General features: G+C 37.3%; 19 protein-coding genes and 1 tRNA gene. 17 read left to right on the top strand and 3 right to left on the bottom strand.

What is annotated here, in order from left to right:
- Positions 1-69 precede the first annotated feature (69 nt).
- The 6 genes from R2R35_RS16510 (at position 70) to R2R35_RS16535 (ending at position 5,022) form a co-directional block, all read left to right on the top strand.
- Entirely contained in the window at positions 70-339 is a 270-nt protein-coding gene (locus tag R2R35_RS16510; RefSeq protein ID WP_033168373.1) for a CD3324 family protein, read from the top strand.
- 366 nt (positions 340-705) lie between these two features.
- Complete coding sequence (gene sigH, locus R2R35_RS16515) at positions 706-1,338, top strand: RNA polymerase sporulation sigma factor SigH (RefSeq protein WP_317730933.1); 633 nt, start codon at positions 706-708, stop codon at positions 1,336-1,338.
- A gap of 10 nt (positions 1,339-1,348) precedes the next feature.
- Positions 1,349-1,421: transfer RNA gene (locus tag R2R35_RS16520), tRNA-Thr, on the top strand.
- A gap of 1,000 nt (positions 1,422-2,421) precedes the next feature.
- Entirely contained in the window at positions 2,422-2,874 is a 453-nt protein-coding gene (locus tag R2R35_RS16525; protein WP_317730934.1) for a GNAT family N-acetyltransferase, read from the top strand.
- A gap of 272 nt (positions 2,875-3,146) precedes the next feature.
- Positions 3,147-4,313, top strand: a complete 1,167-nt coding sequence (locus tag R2R35_RS16530) for an ABC transporter permease (RefSeq protein WP_317730935.1) — start codon at positions 3,147-3,149, stop codon at positions 4,311-4,313.
- A gap of 19 nt (positions 4,314-4,332) precedes the next feature.
- Positions 4,333-5,022, top strand: a complete 690-nt coding sequence (locus R2R35_RS16535; protein ID WP_317730936.1) for an ABC transporter ATP-binding protein — start codon at positions 4,333-4,335, stop codon at positions 5,020-5,022.
- Between the two features lie 61 nt (positions 5,023-5,083).
- Here the strand turns inward: R2R35_RS16535 and R2R35_RS16540 are convergent, their stop codons facing one another.
- Positions 5,084-5,704, bottom strand: a complete 621-nt coding sequence (locus tag R2R35_RS16540) for a helix-turn-helix domain-containing protein (RefSeq protein WP_317730937.1) — start codon at positions 5,702-5,704, stop codon at positions 5,084-5,086.
- A gap of 456 nt (positions 5,705-6,160) precedes the next feature.
- On the opposite strand from R2R35_RS16540, the gene R2R35_RS16545 reads away from it, so the two are divergent.
- On the top strand, positions 6,161-7,105 hold the full coding sequence (locus R2R35_RS16545; RefSeq protein WP_317730938.1) for a sigma-70 family RNA polymerase sigma factor: 945 nt from the start codon (positions 6,161-6,163) through the stop codon (positions 7,103-7,105).
- A gap of 130 nt (positions 7,106-7,235) precedes the next feature.
- Here the strand turns inward: R2R35_RS16545 and R2R35_RS16550 are convergent, their stop codons facing one another.
- On the bottom strand, positions 7,236-7,937 hold the full coding sequence (locus tag R2R35_RS16550) for an ImmA/IrrE family metallo-endopeptidase (protein WP_317730939.1): 702 nt from the start codon (positions 7,935-7,937) through the stop codon (positions 7,236-7,238).
- Positions 7,938-7,953: 16 nt separating this feature from the next.
- Positions 7,954-8,862, bottom strand: coding sequence for a helix-turn-helix domain-containing protein (locus tag R2R35_RS16555; RefSeq protein ID WP_317730940.1), 909 nt, complete (start codon positions 8,860-8,862; stop codon positions 7,954-7,956).
- A gap of 228 nt (positions 8,863-9,090) precedes the next feature.
- Here R2R35_RS16555 and R2R35_RS16560 point away from each other — a divergent pair, with 228 nt between their 5' ends.
- From R2R35_RS16560 to R2R35_RS16605, 10 genes are all read left to right on the top strand, one after another.
- Positions 9,091-9,420, top strand: a complete 330-nt coding sequence (locus R2R35_RS16560; protein WP_317730941.1) for a hypothetical protein — start codon at positions 9,091-9,093, stop codon at positions 9,418-9,420.
- 105 nt (positions 9,421-9,525) lie between these two features.
- Positions 9,526-10,020: a hypothetical protein gene (locus R2R35_RS16565; RefSeq protein WP_317730942.1), complete on the top strand. Its 495-nt coding sequence runs from the start codon at positions 9,526-9,528 to the stop codon at positions 10,018-10,020.
- A 275-nt stretch (positions 10,021-10,295) separates the two neighbouring features.
- Positions 10,296-10,745 carry a phage scaffolding protein gene (locus R2R35_RS16570; protein ID WP_317730943.1) on the top strand — a complete coding sequence of 150 codons (450 nt, stop codon included), beginning with the start codon at positions 10,296-10,298 and terminating at the stop codon, positions 10,743-10,745.
- Positions 10,726-11,148: a phage tail terminator family protein gene (locus tag R2R35_RS16575; protein WP_317730945.1), complete on the top strand. Its 423-nt coding sequence runs from the start codon at positions 10,726-10,728 to the stop codon at positions 11,146-11,148. The genes R2R35_RS16570 and R2R35_RS16575 overlap by 20 nt, the downstream gene beginning before the upstream one ends.
- Positions 11,149-11,185: 37 nt before the next feature.
- The gene (locus tag R2R35_RS16580; protein ID WP_317730946.1) at positions 11,186-11,395 is read left to right on the top strand and encodes a hypothetical protein; all 210 of its coding nucleotides are present in this window, start codon (positions 11,186-11,188) and stop codon (positions 11,393-11,395) included.
- The gene (locus R2R35_RS16585; protein ID WP_317730947.1) at positions 11,389-12,699 is read left to right on the top strand and encodes a phage tail sheath family protein; all 1,311 of its coding nucleotides are present in this window, start codon (positions 11,389-11,391) and stop codon (positions 12,697-12,699) included. The genes R2R35_RS16580 and R2R35_RS16585 overlap by 7 nt, the downstream gene beginning before the upstream one ends.
- A gap of 20 nt (positions 12,700-12,719) precedes the next feature.
- A complete protein-coding gene (locus R2R35_RS16590) occupies positions 12,720-13,196 on the top strand; it encodes a phage tail tube protein (protein WP_317730948.1) in 477 nt (158 codons plus the stop codon).
- A gap of 334 nt (positions 13,197-13,530) precedes the next feature.
- A complete protein-coding gene (locus R2R35_RS16595; RefSeq protein ID WP_033168361.1) occupies positions 13,531-13,959 on the top strand; it encodes a phage tail assembly chaperone in 429 nt (142 codons plus the stop codon).
- Between the two features lie 183 nt (positions 13,960-14,142).
- Positions 14,143-16,413, top strand: coding sequence for a tape measure protein (locus tag R2R35_RS16600; RefSeq protein WP_317730949.1), 2,271 nt, complete (start codon positions 14,143-14,145; stop codon positions 16,411-16,413).
- Position 16,414: 1 nt separating this feature from the next.
- Entirely contained in the window at positions 16,415-17,410 is a 996-nt protein-coding gene (locus tag R2R35_RS16605) for a LysM peptidoglycan-binding domain-containing protein (protein ID WP_317730950.1), read from the top strand.

The raw sequence follows: 17,410 nt of genomic DNA on the forward strand, positions 1-17,410 counted from the left end.
GGTGGCTATACATGAAAAGCTTAGTATTTCGTAGCGTTGAGAGTAATGTAATAACGGAGGTAATGCTGATTGAATTACAAAAAAGGAGCAGATGTATTGCCGGACCAACTGTTAAAGGAAGTACAGCAATACGCTGAAGGATGCCTTGTATATATTCCGAAGCGAAGCAGCAAGGCACAATGGGGATGCATTAGTGGCACCCGTGAATGGATTGATAAGAGAAATGAAGAAATAACCTGTTTATTCAGACAGGGAGAACCGGTTAAGAATTTGTCGGAAGAATATCATCTGAGTGAAGATACCATCAGAAAAATTATATATAAGAGAAATCAGATATAATCATTCTTACCCTGGCTTACAAAGGAAAACTATGAGATAATACAGTTGACCGGTCGATTCCAACAGGAAAGGGGATGGTTATATTGAACAACAAATTAGAGGTGTTTAAACTCTAAGGAGTAGGAGAGGTATTGCTTAAGCAATTAGGCAGTACCTTTCTTTTCGTGTTAGAAGCAATTATAAGGTTTAATAGTTATATTACCAAGAAGCATAAAAGGAAGTTTAAAAGAAGTACAAAAAGAAGCATAAAAGGAAGGTATGCATCCAGCTTATCTGGTTGCTATTTCCTAAGGCCTGTGCTACACTGATTGTAAAATAGCAATCATTATAGACATTTTCAAACAGACCAGGGGAGGTTACGACAAAATGCCTGATAAGATATGGGATCAGTTGAGTGACGATGAAATCATTTCTATGATTCATGGCGGGGATTCCTATGCAATGGACTTTATGCTCACCAAATATAAAAGTCTGGTGAAAAACAAAGCAAAGGCTCTTTTTTTAATTGGCGGGGATAAAGAGGATTTAATACAGGAGGGCATGATAGGTCTCTATAAAGCTATCAGAGACTATGATACGGATAAAGACAGTACCTTTTACAGCTTTGCTGACCTTTGTATCTCGAGGCAGATTTACACCGCAATCAAAGCCTCCAATCGAAAGAAAAACATTCCTTTGAATACCTACGTCTCATTATACGCACCTGCTTACAGTGAGAATGCAGATCAGGACGAGAAAGAAACCCTGGCTGATATCATGAGTCAAAATAAAATTTCAAATCCTGAAGAATTAGTTATTGACAAAGAGAGTACAAGTATGTTAGAATATGAACTCGTAAGGCATTTAAGTCAGTTTGAAAAAACAGTTTTGGATTTATATTTGCATGATTATTCTTACCTTCAGATAGCAGACAAATTAAAGAAAGAACCAAAGTCAATTGATAATGCATTGCAGCGAATTCGTTTGAAGCTGAATACAGTTTTGAAGGATTTGTATTAAATAAATAACTGCCCCCGTAGCTCAGTCGGTAGAGCGTTACCTTGGTAAGGTAAAGGTCTCGAGTTCAAGTCTCGTCGGGAGCTCTCAAGAAAACCTGGTAAATTCAAGGGTTTGAACGGTTTTAAAAAGTTAAAAGGCATCCATTAACGGGTGCCTTTTTTATGCCTTGGTAACTGTTTGGTTTTGCTTATTTTATCTGATTCTTTTTGGCTGGAGCATAGATGTCATTGTGGTGCTTGTCTGAGTGTACCCCAGTTGAGCTGATACGATTCTAAGATCAACGTCTTCTGGTATAAGCATAGTACCAGTGTGCCTTGTTCTAAGCAATGGATATGAAGGATTTGAAGGATTCATCCTCAACGGTTGCATTATATTTGTGGATAATATCCTTAAAAATCTGATAAGGTGTGGATATATTCATTTACTTATCGTTTCGCCGGATAAAGATATAAATATATTCATTTGCTTGCCGTTTCGCGGGAGAAAGATATGGTTCGTATCCTGCTAGTTTTTACCTTCACAACTTTCCATTGATTGCCCAGTTTATTTGTGTTGATATTGACATTACAAGTATAGTGTGTAATCGTATATATAAACCACTGAATGTGCGAATGCATTGCAGGTGGTGTTTTTATTTGGATGGATATATAAAAATCCATATTTGGTAGAACTTGCCAATTCGTTAAGAATACCTGCGCCATGATTACTTAATGTAGCCATGACCTGCTCTGCAAATTTATTATCTATGAGTCTTCCTACGCATGAAGGAAGGCTTTTTATGTCGAGTTTTGAAATATAAATGAACAAAGCATGAAAAAAAATCATATATTTGAATAAAACAAGATTCGTTTGAGACTTTTCCATAATATCTTCAATAAGGTAATTGATTGGTTTGTTTATCTTACCTGAGTATTATGAAGGAATTGGACTGCTTACTTGGAATATTTATATCTCTTTTTTGGACATCTGAAAAAAATATTTTTTATCTAATCTGATATTATCTTACCATCTCTTAGAATAATAGTCTATTCATTTTTGGGGTATGCTTTATACTAAAGGTATACTAAAAGGGAGGTAAACAATATGTTGAGTATTGAACGTGCAGATGTACAGGATGCTAGTGCAATCACAGAAATTAAAATAGCAGCATATAATCAAGAAGTTAATACATATTTGGGGAGAAATGGAGGCCCGCCTGGTTATGATAGTATAGAATCACAAATTTTCATAATAAAAAACTTTATTTCCTATAAAATCATATTGGATAGCCATATTATAGGAGGATTCTTTCTCATAACAATAGATAAAGAAACAATGCGTTTTGAAGACTTTGTTATTAATCCGATCTATCAAGGAAAAGGATATGGATATAGAACAATGGAATTAATTGAAGAAAATTATAGGGATATCTTAGTATGGCAACTTTCAACACCAGTTTTCAGTAAAGTTAATCAATACTTATATGAGAAATTTGGATACACCGAAGTGTCCAGAGATGACAATGAGATAGAGTACATAAAGAGAATAGTAACTTGATCGACTTAATAGTTCACTACCAGCTATCAATTCAGTTGGTAGTTTTTTATACCAAGAATTAAAAGTGGATAACATGGGCAATGATAATAATTAAACACAATTAAATAGATTAAAATTATATTGCAAGATGCCGAATGTTGTGCTATATTATTTTTAAAGATTTACAACTAACAGATATGACTTCTCAAATACTGAATATGAATCATACTGGATGAAGTTGTGATGCTGACTGTAATATAAATTAAAAATATGTAGTGTGAGGTGGCTGATATATGAGACTTGGTTTTAAAATAGGTGCTAGATTTCTAAAATCAAACATAGGGCAGACTATACTGATAATCTTAGGAATCTCCATAGGTGTTTCGGTACAGATTTTTATCGGTTCTCTTATTCAGGGACTCCAAAAAAGTCTGGTGGATAAAACAATTGGAAATGCATCACAGATAACCGTTACAGCGGATGCAGCAGACAAAAAAATAAATGATTATGATGAAATTATTAAATTGATACAATCGGCGGATAAGGATATTACTACCATAGCTCCTGTCTCCGATCATCCGGTCTTTCTTGATAGAGAAGAGGATGCGGCATCATTGCTTTTAAGAGGATTTGATTTAGCAAGTGCAGATGAAATCTATGATCTGAAAAAGCAGCTGGTAGAGGGGAGTATGCCTGAAGGAAGAAATGAAGTTATTCTTGGAACGGATATAAAGGATAAATATGGCCTTCATACCGGAGAGGATGTCAAAGTCATTACACCGGAGAAAGAACTGATTACACTGAAGATAAAAGGCTTTTATGATTTGAAGGTGAAATCTATTAATACGACCTGGGCAATTACAAATCTTGAGACTTCTCAGGAAATATTTAAAGAAGTTGGAAAAATTACTTCTATAGAAATTCAGGTGGAGGATTCAGCGGTATTTTCGGCAGATATCATAGGTAATAGCATAAGTACTGCCTTACAAGGAAGGGATGTTTCCATAACGAACTGGAAGGAACAGAATGAGCAGCTGCTAAGTGGGTTGAAAGGTCAGAGTATATCCAGTTATATGATACAGATATTCGTACTTATATCTGTTGTGCTTGGAATAGCCAGTGTTCTTGCTATATCGGTATTGCAGAAATCAAAGCAGATAGGCATTTTAAAAGCCATGGGTATGAAAAACAGGATGGCGTGTTATGTTTTTCTCTCACAAGGGATTATTCTTGGAGGCTTCGGAGCGGTGTTGGGAATTGTTCTTGGTCTCGGCTTATCCTATGGATTTAGTACCTTTGCATTAAATCCTGATGGTACCCCAATCGTTGCATTATATCTAAACAAAGGATTTATTAGTATATCTGTATTGGTGGCATTGCTGTCTTCCGTAGCGGCTTCCTTACTGCCGGCTGTAAAATCATCCAGATTAAATCCAGTAGATATTATACGCAATAATTAATGAAACCAGGAGGTAAAAGATGAAGCATGTTATGGAATTAAAAAATATCAATAAAATATACGGCTCAGAAATCCAGAACCAGGTACTTTATGATATTAACTTAAATATAGAAAAAGGATCCTTTAATTCGATTATCGGACAGTCAGGAAGCGGAAAAACAACTCTTCTTAATATTATGGGAACCCTGGACCAACCTACTTCTGGTGAGATTCATGTAAATGGTCTTAAGATCAATAAGCTGCCGGTTAATCAACTGGCCGAAATTCGTAACAGGACCATCGGATTTATTTTTCAGTTTCATTATCTCCTGCCTGAATTCACTGCCTTGGAAAATGTACTGATGCCCTATGAGATACAGTATGGAAAAGGAGGGAAAAAAAGAAGGAGTGAAGCCGAGGAGTATCTGGAGCTGGTTGGGCTTAAAGATGTTATTAACAATCCTTCCTCCAAAATGTCCGGCGGCCAACAGCAGAGAACTGCAATTGCAAGGGCTCTGATGAATTCTCCGGAGATTATTCTGGCTGATGAGCCAACTGGCAATCTGGATTCGGATTCTGCAGAGACAATATATGAACTTCTTCGCAAGATCAATGGAGAAAAAGGAACCACTTTTGTTATTATTACCCATGACAACAGAATAGCAGAGAAGACAGATCGTATTATTGAAATAAAGGATGGCAGAATTGTAACCGATACGAACAGGATATGATCCTGTTCGTATCGGTCAGGTTTCAGGTATAAGCCTTTCTGACTCATTGAGAAGCTCAAATTTATTGAAATATAGAAGTGTTACCTTTGCGTATACTCACTTTTAGCTCTTCATCTTCGGTTTTAATGTGATAATAACCTCTTATATCGGCATTTATTGTATTCATCACTGCAGTACGCATGCGCTCCATTATTCGCTCCAGACTAAAATCTTTTAATGTATCAACATTTAATTTATGTTTTTCTTCACTGCTTAGTTTATAAAAAGCATCCTCCATTTCCTCCCACTCCTTCTCGGTTCTGGTTTTAAAGGTAAGGAGCAGGTCAATAGATTTCGTAAATTCTATATCCGATATTAATTTATTGAAAATATCCATCATTGTAATACCTGTTTTTGAATCAACATTGGTTGAAAAATTCTTAATGGAAGCAAGAGCTTCTTTTGACATTAGTAATTCCTTGGAAATAATGGTATCTTCTGTGGTATCCCACCCCATCAATCTGGCGGGAGTGGTGCCTAAAGCCGCTGCTAGACTCTCGATTCTTTCCGATGGAATATTAGGAATAGTACCATTTTCGTATTTGTGCAGTGTAGAACGTCCGATACCGACTTTGTTTGCAACCTCTTCCAAAGTGAGATCTAACTCAATTCTTTTTGCTTTTAAATTTTCTTTTAATCCCATGTTACGCACCTCCATATTCTCTAGTATATCATTAATTTCTAATTAAGCAACAAAAATTAGAATATTTCATTAAAAAGTTGCTTGACAGTGGAAAATATTAAGCTTATAATGTTTCTTATAAGGAAACAATACGTGATTGTATATACATAGATAATTCAGTATTAGCGTGAGATATCAATATATATTTAAACAAAGAATTTGAATACTTTATATAGTACATATAATCAATCATATAAATGGATTCAGATATAGATAATCAGTCATGTAAATGGATTCAGAAAAAAATTTACCACAAAAGTTTCCTAATGAGAAACTTTTGCACCAAGTAGTGTGTTCAGATTAATATAGTAATATATAGTATGAAGAAAAGGCGGATTTGTCAGAGTACGATTAAGTTATTGTATTTACGAAAGTAAAATAACTACAATTTATTAAAAAGAAAAAGGGGTTGAGTGAATGAGTAATGAAGAATTGATTGAGCTCATAAAGAAAGGCGAGGATGTTACCGGAAATATGAGTCAACTATATAGAAGGAATCAAGGTATCATATTTTCAATTGTTAAAAAGTATAGCTATGCCTGCAAAGCAAGTTATGGCTGTGCAGCAATAATAGAATTAGAAGAGTTAATGCAGGAGGCTTACTTTGGATTGGTAAAAGCAGTAGAGAAATACGATGTCACACAAGGTGTTTTATTTATGTCTTATGCACCTTTCTGGATAAGACAAGCGATTAAAAGGTTTCTGGAGGACAGTGGGCAGTTTATTCGTGTACCGGTTCATACCCAGGAGAAAATTCATCGGTATAATCAGTTATCTTCTCATTATATGTATAATTTAAACAGGCAGCCAACCAAAGAGGAGTTTGCCTCGACGCTGCAAATGTCAGTCAAAGAGGTAGAACAGCTTCAAAGATTTATGTATAGAAATAAAGTCAGCAGTCTGGATAGAGTAGTAGCTGATGGAGCTGATGAGGATATAAGCTATTCTGAAACAGTACCTGGCGAGACTGATGTGGAAACTGAAGTTGTGGAAAAGGTGGCCAATCAGCAGCTAAAGGATGAATTGTGGATTGTAATTGATAAAATTCTTAAGGATGAAAAGAAGATGCAGCTGATCAGAATGAGGTATATAGATAATAGGAACATGGAGGACATTGGAAAATACTACAATATAAGCAGAACTGCTGTAAAACAGTCCATAGATTACAGTCTTAAATTAATAAAACGCAATGCACAGATAAGACAATTAGCTGTTCAAACAGGCTTATGGGATGAGAATAAGCCCTTTACCGAAGAGAAGATCAAAAGATTATGTAAGTGGGGGCATTATGAAGGTTTAGATGAGAAAGAATTGAACTATGCGAAACAAAGAGGATGGGTGCCGGAACAACATATTAAGTGAAGTAATTCTTTTAAGCTGCACAATGCAAGAATGGTATGAATCCGCTTGAATCGATGAAACATGAGTTAGGCGTTAAAGAAAGAGGTGTTATAATATGCCTGCCTAAGGCTGAATTATAACACCTCTTTTGCTATTGTTCTCCATATAACCAGTTTGATTCAGCAATCAGAAAATCATCATTATGGACAGAATAAGAGGAGTAGTGATTAGAGCTATGGAACAGCTTTTCACATTTTTTACAATGTGGTTCCTCCGTATTATATAATTCCTGCCCACAAAAATGGCAGTTAGCAATACGGTAAACAAATCCATTATACTCCTTATTATAAAAATGATTATAGATGGTTTTATCTAGTGCATCCAGTGTATGGATCGACTTTCTGTGCCATCTTCTGTAATCATTAAATGCATAATGTGCAGCTTCATAGGAAATGTCAAATTGTTTTGACACCTGTACGTAGTTTTTGCAAGCAGCATAATGTATGGCGATTCTGGGAGCTATAAAGAAACTTGCGAAAGTGTCAGCTTCTTTTTCGTGCAAAGGAGTCCTGGGTTCTGAGTGCTTTAAAGCAATGTGAGCAATCTCATGGGCAAGTGAAAAGTATATTCTGCCTGGTAGTTGAGCATCGTTGTAATATACGGTTTTCTTTAAAGTAAAGGCATCTTTGCTGAAAGACATACATTTTTCGTATTTTTTTGGTTTCTGTGCAGAGTAAGGTTCAATTTTCATGCCATATGCTTCCAAAACTTCAGTACAGTCGATTGGAAAGGACTTTATATTACATTTTTGAAATACCTCTAAGGTTGTTAATTTTATTATGTTGTAATCCATAGAACCACCTTTTTGATTATTCATCGTCATCGGAATACATTTCAGTTATAAACTCTATGGCTTCCTCTCTGGTCATCTTCTTACCATTTCTGGCAACCAGGGAACGAATATCCTCTTCTGTAGGTACGTATCGTTCTTTCTTTTTGGGCATACTAGGGTTATTATCCGTGTACTGAGGTATATATGTAAGTTCAGTCACACGGTTAACGGCTACGCTTTTTCCTTTTTCATTCAGCTTATTGAATTCCTTTAGCAACATATTCTCATCTTCTGAATTTTCGTATGGGGATTGGGAGTGCAGCCTGGAAGCCTGGGGCATAAGTAAATTTGTTTTTCCTTCTTCCAGTCCCTCCTGTGTGCCATACATCCTAACAAGTCGTGTATAAACTGCTGTGTCATTGATTCTGTCCTCTATGGTTTTGGTGTTTAGTAACATTGCGGCATAGTTATCAAAGGTAGGGTGTTCCAGCTCATAATTCCATCCGGAAAGGCTTCGTGAAAAATAAGCTCGTATCACTTCTATCCAGGCATTTACTCTGGTCTCAAAACTATTATCGTAATTAGAAGCTAGATTAAGGTATTTGTTCTTTTCGTTTTCGATTACCGGTAATGGATAAAAGTCACCATAAAATCTTGATGCCAACAAGTATTTTCTATGAAATTCATCGTGAGTACGGCGCTCGGTTATATCTGAGGCATAATACATCATACCACATTCCTGGCAGGTAACAATACCATTTTTGCCCAGAAGGTATTCTAAAGGTACATTAAAAAAATCTGCAATCTTCTGCATCTTGTCAGATTTAGGAGTACTTTTACCCTTTTTCCACTCTGAGAACACGGTCTGGTTAATTCCGGTTTCTCTTGCTACATCTGCAGTCCTGCAACCCTTTTCACTTAATAAAAGCTCATAAACTTCATACATAATAATACCTCTTTCAATAAAATTAGGAAAATCTAATTACAGACTTGACAACTTAGGATATGCTATATATAATTAAAACATGTACTTAGGATATTCTAATTAATTGACGAAATATAGCGAATGAACTGTTACCTATATTATATAGGAAATTCGAAGTTGTGTCAAATTAAAATTAGAAAATTAGAAAAATAGAAATTATGATATCAATTAAGGGGGAAGGTATTTACGATGGATACGTTAAGGGAAAGTAGACAAAGCCAATCCAGCAGGATAATTATCCCTATTGAGATAAGGAAAGTTTCAGTGTTAAAGGGGAGAGATATAAGAATATCGTTAGAAGGGATAACTAGATATGTAAATTATGGCGAACCAATTGATTCAGGTAAAAGCCGTAATAATATCACTGGCAGGAAGGGGTCTCCCTTGGCGAATAATACAGTAAACCTGGAAGTCTATAAACGGGATATTGGCTGTATACTGTGTTCTGAAACAGAAGGGCTGGTGGAACTAAATGGGTATACCATATGTTCAAAGTGTTCAGGGATTATTTTGAGATAATGGAATAAAAGCTGCTATTTGCAGATAGGCAGGAAAAAGGAATATTACAGAGAAATCTGGTTTGAAAACAGGTGCTATCTATACCTGTTGGAGAGGAGTGTTTGGGTGAACATACAAGTGACAGATGATTTTATTGAAGAAGCTATAAGAAAAGCGATCAAAGAATACAGTATCGAACAGAGGACTGAAAGAAACAGGAAAGCTCTGCATAACACGAAGTTATTGCTTAAGAACTACAGTAAATTGAAAAAAAGTGTTGAGGCAGGAATGGCTGATATAACAAGATATGATAAGTTCAACCATTATCAAACGAAGGCAGATGAGTTATATGTGGAAAGCATTAAAAGAAGTAAGATGAGAAGTTTGATTGTGGTGACACATATAGATAATGCGCTGGCAGTAATAAAGGAAGATTATGAGAAGAAAGGGCTGCAAGAAAAATATGAAGCATTTGAAAGCTGCATATTGGACGAGATGAACTATGATGATGCGGCATTGATCTATAGTTCCAGTAAAGCTTCTATAAGCCGCTGGATAAATGAAATAACCATAGAAGTCAGTGTATTATTGTTTGGGATAGAGGGATTGGAACTCATTTGAAACAAATATGAAATAAAGACGAAATTAACCGGACATATGAAATATGTTAATATTAAAGTATAAGGGAATAGAGTTGAACAAGAAAGCATTTAGCTGCCTTCAGCAGTTGAGTGCTTTCTTTCTATTCAGCAGCTGGCTCCTGACACAGATGCAGGAAGTTGGGCTAAGTGTTGCTTCTGTCCGGAATGACGTAAAACTATCAAAACTCCGCCGGAGAATAACGGCCAGATCCCAATACCCGGAGAGCGGGAATAACTATCTATGGAGGAAGCGAAATGAAGTGGATACGAAAATTAATAGAAGGAGCCTTGATAAACGGTGATGGCCGTATTGATCTGGAGAGCCTGATGAAACAAATCAATGAAGAATTCCCTAGAAATGCGGTACCAAAATCAGAATTTAATCAGGCGAAGAAAAAACTGAAAACAGCTATGGCAGCCATTGAAATCCTGAGAGAGAGTAAAAGTGAAAAAGAGATGTTGCTTGAAATTATCAAGCAGCAGGAAGCGACAATCCAAAAGCTTCAATATGATGTCGTCAATACAATAAAATCATATTCTCTGAATAAACAATTCGGTAAAGCAGGAATCCAGGATCCGGATTACCTGAGTTACAGGCAAAGAGGTCTTGATGGGTTTCAACTTGAGAACAAAGAGAAACCCATGGTTATAGAAGAGCTTATTAAATCTCTTAAGGAGGAATTGGATGGTAAAGGATATTGTTAATGGCATTGTTGCAATGCTGGAAGCAACTTACGGAGAGGATATTCATATCTATACGGACGGGGTCCAGAATGAGCTTACGATGCCTTGCTTTTTGGTGAAGCTGATTAAGGGAAGCCGTAAACAGATGATGAGTAACCGATTATACCTGGAGCATTCATTTGATATTCAGTATTTCCCGGGTACTGTGAATAAAAACAGTGAAATATCAGAGATAGTTCCCGGTCTTTCGGCCTTGGAGTATATTATGTCAGATGGAAAACTGCTCCGTGGTACCAAAATGAATTATGAGATTACAGAAGAGATACTGCATTTTTATGTGCAATATAATTGCTTTGCATACACTTCCAAAGAAGAGAGTGACAAAATGCAGTCTTTCAATGTAAAAAGTGATTTAAGGAACTAGTGCTTGTGGCACTTAGTTTGCAGAATATGAGAAAGGTATGGTTCTAAATATGGCGAAAGCAAAAATCATACAGGAAGAAAATATTGAACCTGTAACATTTACGAAGAAACAGTTAGCAGCAAGTAAAAAATATGCCGAAAAAAAAGATCTGCTCAATGCCCTGCTGGCAGAGGACAGAGCTTATTCAATATCGGAAGTCGAGGGAATTCTTGAGGGTTTCCTGAAAGGTAAGGTGATTTCATGTTAGGTGGCGGAACATTTACAACACAAAACAAGGTAATTCCTGGTGCTTACATTAATTTTGTAAGTGCTGCCAATGCTTCATTATCCTATTCTGACAGAGGGTTTGTAGCATTTCCACTGGTGCTCGATTGGGGTACAGATGGGGAGGTATTTACTGTAACACAGGGAGAGTTTCTGACAAACTCTCAGAAACTCTTTGGATACGCTTATACAAGTGATAAGTTAAAGGGCCTAAGAGATTTATTCCAACATGCTCAGACCTGTTATTTCTACAAATTAAATGGGGGAGTGAAAGCCTCCAATGCATTTGCAACAGCAAAGTGTAAAGGAGTAAGAGGCAACAGTCTCAAGACAGTTATTGCCGTGAACGCAGACGATAATGACAAATTTGATGTAGCCACTTATCTGGATACAGCCCTGGTGGATTCTCAGACCGTTGCAGCGGCATCTGAACTGGTGGCAAATGATTATGTGGAGCCTGTAAAAACAGCTGAACTTGCAGTTACAGCCGGAACACCACTAACAGGAGGCACCAATGGGGAAGCAGTGACAGGTACAGATTATCAGAATTTCTTAGCAAAGATTGAAAGTTATTCTTTTAACATCCTGGCCTGCCCATCTGATGTAGCAGAAGTAATTGCTTTGTTTGTGGCTTTTACCAAACGTATGAGAAATGAAGTGGGTGTAAAGTTCCAGACAATCGTATATCGTACGGCAGCAGATGATGAAGGTGTAATCAATTTAAAAAATGCTATTACGGATAATAACGTAGATTTCCCGGTATATTCCTTAATGTACTGGCTGGCCGGCAGGGAAGCAGCCTGCGAAGTAAATAAAGATCTGACGAACAAAGCCTATACTGGAGAATTTAAGGTTGATACCAATTATAGTCAGCAGGCTTTAGCCCAGGGAATAGGTGCCGGTGAGCTGCTGTTCCATAAGGTAGGGGATAGCATCAGGGTTTTAAATGATATTAATTCCCTGATTTCCTTTACAGAAGAAAAGAGCAGGGATTTTTCGAACAACCAGGTTATCAGAGTTCTGGATCAGGTAGGCAATGACATTGCTGCGATTTTCAACACGAAATACATAGGGAATATTCAGAACAACAGTGCCGGCCAGAGTCTGCTTTGGAATGATGTTATTAGCTATTTGGATGCATTATCACAGATCGGTGCCATTGAAGGAATTATAAAGGATGAGGTTATTGTTTCACAAGGTACTGCAAAAGATTCAGTTGTTGTAACTTGCCCGGTTACCCCGGTAGCAGCTATGAAGAAGCTGTACATGGAAGTTGCTGTAAATTAAAAGAAAGAAGGTAAAAAAATATGGCGAATGCTATTATGAATGCTCAGGACGCAATTAGTGCCTCACTGGCTGAATGCTATGTAACGATTGGGACGCAAGTATATAATTTCATGCAGGCTATCAATCTTGAAGCTAAAATGGAAAAGACCAAATCAGAAGTTCCGATTCTTGGTAGGACTGGAAAGGGTAATAAGACTACAGGATGGAAGGGAACCGGATCAGCAACCTTCCATTATAATACGTCAATCTTTAGAAGTTTACTATATGATTATAAGAACTCAGGAAAGGATATGTATTTTGATATACAGATAATAAATTCTGATCCTACTTCTACTATTGGCACCCAGGAAATTATACTAAAAGGTTGTAATATGGATGGAGGGATACTCGCAAAATTTGATGCCGATGGTGAGTATCTTGAGGAGGATATGGACTTTACCTTTGAAGATTGGGAAATGAAGAAAGGTTTTGATGTAATAAAAGGAATGCGTATGTAAGTCATAGAGACTGTTGCATTTAAAGTAATTTAGCGGAAGAGCTCCAGGTTCACTGCCACACACAGGATATCTGCACATTATTAGCAGGTGAAGAATTAATCGCAAGAATAGTTCCTTACAGGCATGATAGATAAATATCGTCTTTCAACGGTGTATTGCAGGAGAACCAGGAGTCTCTTCCCATTTTATGTTGAATATAAGTTGAATTTAAGTATATTCCTTCAAAGCAATGAAAGCATAGATAAGAAGATTATTTATGTTTTGGCAGGTATTATACTTCATTCACCTTATATGATTGCTATTTATCTTATTACAATAATCGGAGGATATAAATATGAGTGAATTGAGTATGTTCTTTGCGGAAAACGCATTAAAAGAGGAAAATGTGAAATTTGTAGCATCAAAGAGGTTTCTGAAAAAGTCCGGTAAGCCGGTGGAGTGGGAATTGTGCTGTATTTCTTCCAAAGAGGACGAAGATATCCGAAAAGCCTGCACCAGGAAAGTGCCGGTACCCGGGAGAAAAGGTCAGTTTACAACAGAAACCGATGGGAATATGTATCTTGGCAAACTGGCAGCAAAATGCGTAGTGTATCCTGAGCTTAACGATGCCGGGTTACAGAATTCCTATGGTGTATTAGGTGCTGACAACCTGTTAAAGGTTATGCTTAAGAGCGGAGAGTATTCCGACCTTATACTAAAAGTCCAGGAAATCAACGGATTTAATACGGATACGGAAGAGCTGGTAGAAGAAGCAAAAAACTAATTGAAACCGACGGCGAGGCAAGTATTCTTTATTACTGTATACTGAAGCTCCATTGGAAACCATGGGAGTACATGCAGCTAAGTCTTAAGGAAAAGGCCTTTGTCATCGCGTCGGTTGAAAAGAAGATCAAAGCTGACCGGGAAGCGGATAGAAGAGCCAGAGCAAAGAGAAAGTAGGTGAGATATGGGGTCAGTAGAAAACGCCATCGAGGTATACGATGGGGCAACACTAGCACTGCAGAACATGAATACTGCCTTGGCAAGAACAGGGCAGCGTTTTGATGATGCCTTTAGCGGAGGCCGCTTCGGTGCTGCTTTAAATGGCCTTAATATGATTAATGTATTCATAGATAAGATAGAAACTAACATTGACCACAGCACGACTACACAGAAGGCCTTCGTTCATGAGATTAATCTGGGTACGCAGGCAGAAGCGAAATTGCAAGCACAAATTGCAGCATCCAACGATGAACAAAAGAAGATTCTAAGTCCTATCGAAGAAGCCATAAAGCTTCAGAATAAATTGACAGAATCATTAAGCAATAGTACTTCAGCAGTCGTTGCATTGGTTGATAAAGCCAAAAGCATTGGAGTATCTTTTCTTGATACGGGCAAAAAGATAATGGGCGCATCTGATGAAATGAACCAGACGAAAATGAAGCTGGATGCTATAAATAAAGGATTACAAACCTCAGAACAATTTTCCCAGAAGGTCTTTGAAGCCGCTGAGCGGTCCAGAACAAGTTATGCAGATACCGCTGATATGGTCTATGCACTTGGTACAAAAGCGAAAGGTGCCTTTAGCAATGAGGATGAATTGATTGCTTTCACTGAATTAATGAATAAGAATTATAAGATTGGTGGTGCTAGTGCACAAGACCAGGCAAATTCCATGTCGAAGTTATCAGAAGCAATGAGTGCGGGCGGTATTCAGGGAGATGGATATAAGGATATCTTACAAAATGCTCCATTACTGGCCGCATCTATCGAAGATTACATGACAAATGTACAGAAGGCAAAGGGATCTATGGGAGATTGGGCAGCGGAAGGTTTACTGACTGCTGATGTAATCAAAGCTGCTATGTTTCTTTCAGGTCAAACGGTAGAAGAGCAGTTCGGTAAGCTACCAATTACCTGGGCAGAGGTAAGTAACAGCATTAAGGACAATGGGCAGATGGCTTTCCAGGCTGTATTGGAAAAGATAGGGAAAATAACAGGGAGTACCGCATTTCAGACTTTTAAGAACAATTTGATAACTGGGTTTCAAGCTATAGGTATGGTTGCTTCCCAGCTCTTTGATGTAATAGCCGGAATCGGAAACTTCTTTACGGACAATTGGGGGATGATAGCACCTTTTATTTACGGTATAGTTGTAGCTGTGGTGATATATACAGGGGTTTTGACTGCTCTGAATATTGTGCAGGGCATATCAAATGGCTTAAAGGCGGCAGCAGCACTGAGAGCGGGGATTTTAGCAACGCAACAGGCATTTGCAGCAGGGGCAACCTTTACTGAAATGGTTGCAGTTCAAGGATTAAATGCGGCGCTTTTAGCTTGTCCGTTGACTTGGATTATACTAGTAATCATAGCTGTTATAGCAATTATTTATGGTGTCGTAGCTGCAATAAACCATTTCGCAGGTACATCTTTAAGTGCGACTGGTTTAATTGCAGGAGCGTTCATGTGGCTTGCAGCACTTATTGCTAATGTATTTATAGGTGCTATAAATGGGATGATTCAATACTTCTATACCACTTTTGTAGAACCTTTCATCGGAATCTTCGAATGGATTTTTAATGTAATAAATGGTGGATTTGACAGCTTGGGTGGTGCAGTTGCAAATTTAATTGGACAAATTATCTCCTGGTTTCTGTCTTTGGGGATGATCGTAACGAAAATTATCGATGCAATTTTTGGTACCGATTGGACTGCTGGCCTTGAAGGTTTGAAAGGTACTGTCCTTTCGTGGGGGAAAAACGAGAATTCAATTACGTTAAATCGAAACGCACCAGAGATAAATTATAGGGTTGATATGACAGATGCATTTGATGGTGGGTATAATGGGGGGAGCAAATTGTTTAATTCAAAGGATGAGAAAAATGAATTACAAGACCCGTACACTAATTTTATAGATAATTCTTCAGGCAACCCTTTGATTAATCCTACCGTTAATCCTCTTGACAATTCGAATAATTCAGACCTTTACGACAATGTATCAACAACTGCCGATAATACAAGTAAAATGGCTGAAAAAGTGAATATAAGTGATGAGGATCTGAAATATCTCCATGATGTGGCAGAGCGGGATGCAATTAATCGATTTACAACCTCGGAAATTAAGGTTGACATGATCAATAACAACAGTATCAAAGGAACGAGAGATATCGACGGAATTGTAGAATACCTAAAAAATGAAGTTGAAACAGCAATGAGCAGTTCCGCAGAGGGGGTGTAGAATGTATAAGTTTTATATGGGAAAGGTGTTGCTGCCAATTCCTCCATCAAAGCTGCAAACGACAATAAATAATCAGAATAAAACAGTTAATTTGATGAACGAGGGTGAAGTCAATATAATAAAAACTCCGGGTCTTACCTCCATTAAGTTTGATATAATCTTACCCCTGTATACGTGGTATCCTTTTGCTAAGTATGAAAATTCTTTTCAACCGGCAGGGTATTATCTGGAATATTTTGAAAAGCTTAAATTCATGGGCACACCATTTGAGTTTATAGTAAATAGATACAAAGAAAATTCTGAACCAATAATGAGTCGGGATATTATGTGGACAAATATGCTGGTAGTGTTAGAGAACTACACGTTTACAGAATCAAAAGACAATGCGCCGGACTTGGATGTTTCTATTGAATTAAAAGAATATATAAAGTATGAGACCCTGGTTAAGAAATTCGACATCAAGACAAAAAAAGAATTAAGCAGTACAAAAAAAGAAAATAAGGCAAAGAATACGATTCCGAACACTTACACTGTAAAAAAAGGAGATACTCTATGGGCGATAGCCAAGAAGCTTCTTGGAGATGGTGCGAAGTGCTGGAATCTCGCAAAATTAAATGGAATTAGTAATCCCAATAAGCTGTCTGTTGGTCAGGTACTGAAGATACAGGATGTAAAAGCATCTTCTGCACCGGCTTCCGCATCGAATCCTACAAAGACCAGCTCACCTACAAAGAATAATTCATCCTCTAATACGAACACCTCTACGAAGCCTACTACAACTACAGTTAAAACGATTACACCATCAGCAGCAAATAACAAACCCCCCCTGCCTAATCTGTCATATTGGAATTACACTTATGATGTCTTAAAAGATTTAACTGGGATAAAAGATGCAAACACCGCAGTATGGACGGAGTACAAGGGATATAGCAGTAAACGAGAACTTCCTAAAAGATCACTAAGAGATTTGAAAAAATTAGGAAAAGGAGGGAAATAG

Origin of the sequence: Anaerocolumna sp. AGMB13020, from assembly GCF_033100115.1 — a bacterium.
GTDB lineage: Bacteria > Bacillota > Clostridia > Lachnospirales > Lachnospiraceae > Anaerocolumna.

Coding starts and splice junctions, on each gene's coding strand:
- R2R35_RS16570 (WP_317730943.1), top strand. CDS start 10,296: ATGAAGTGGATACGAAAATTAATAGAAGGAGCCTTGATAAACGGTGAT.
- R2R35_RS16545 (WP_317730938.1), top strand. CDS start 6,161: ATGAGTAATGAAGAATTGATTGAGCTCATAAAGAAAGGCGAGGATGTT.
- R2R35_RS16600 (WP_317730949.1), top strand. CDS start 14,143: ATGGGGTCAGTAGAAAACGCCATCGAGGTATACGATGGGGCAACACTA.
- R2R35_RS16605 (WP_317730950.1), top strand. CDS start 16,415: ATGTATAAGTTTTATATGGGAAAGGTGTTGCTGCCAATTCCTCCATCA.
- R2R35_RS16585 (WP_317730947.1), top strand. CDS start 11,389: ATGTTAGGTGGCGGAACATTTACAACACAAAACAAGGTAATTCCTGGT.
- R2R35_RS16550 (WP_317730939.1), bottom strand. CDS start 7,937: ATGGATTACAACATAATAAAATTAACAACCTTAGAGGTATTTCAAAAA.
- R2R35_RS16555 (WP_317730940.1), bottom strand. CDS start 8,862: ATGTATGAAGTTTATGAGCTTTTATTAAGTGAAAAGGGTTGCAGGACT.
- R2R35_RS16580 (WP_317730946.1), top strand. CDS start 11,186: ATGGTTCTAAATATGGCGAAAGCAAAAATCATACAGGAAGAAAATATT.
- R2R35_RS16560 (WP_317730941.1), top strand. CDS start 9,091: ATGGATACGTTAAGGGAAAGTAGACAAAGCCAATCCAGCAGGATAATT.
- R2R35_RS16530 (WP_317730935.1), top strand. CDS start 3,147: ATGAGACTTGGTTTTAAAATAGGTGCTAGATTTCTAAAATCAAACATA.
- R2R35_RS16590 (WP_317730948.1), top strand. CDS start 12,720: ATGGCGAATGCTATTATGAATGCTCAGGACGCAATTAGTGCCTCACTG.
- R2R35_RS16535 (WP_317730936.1), top strand. CDS start 4,333: ATGAAGCATGTTATGGAATTAAAAAATATCAATAAAATATACGGCTCA.
- R2R35_RS16540 (WP_317730937.1), bottom strand. CDS start 5,704: ATGGGATTAAAAGAAAATTTAAAAGCAAAAAGAATTGAGTTAGATCTC.
- R2R35_RS16595 (WP_033168361.1), top strand. CDS start 13,531: ATGAGTGAATTGAGTATGTTCTTTGCGGAAAACGCATTAAAAGAGGAA.
- sigH (WP_317730933.1), top strand. CDS start 706: ATGCCTGATAAGATATGGGATCAGTTGAGTGACGATGAAATCATTTCT.
- R2R35_RS16575 (WP_317730945.1), top strand. CDS start 10,726: ATGGTAAAGGATATTGTTAATGGCATTGTTGCAATGCTGGAAGCAACT.
- R2R35_RS16525 (WP_317730934.1), top strand. CDS start 2,422: ATGTTGAGTATTGAACGTGCAGATGTACAGGATGCTAGTGCAATCACA.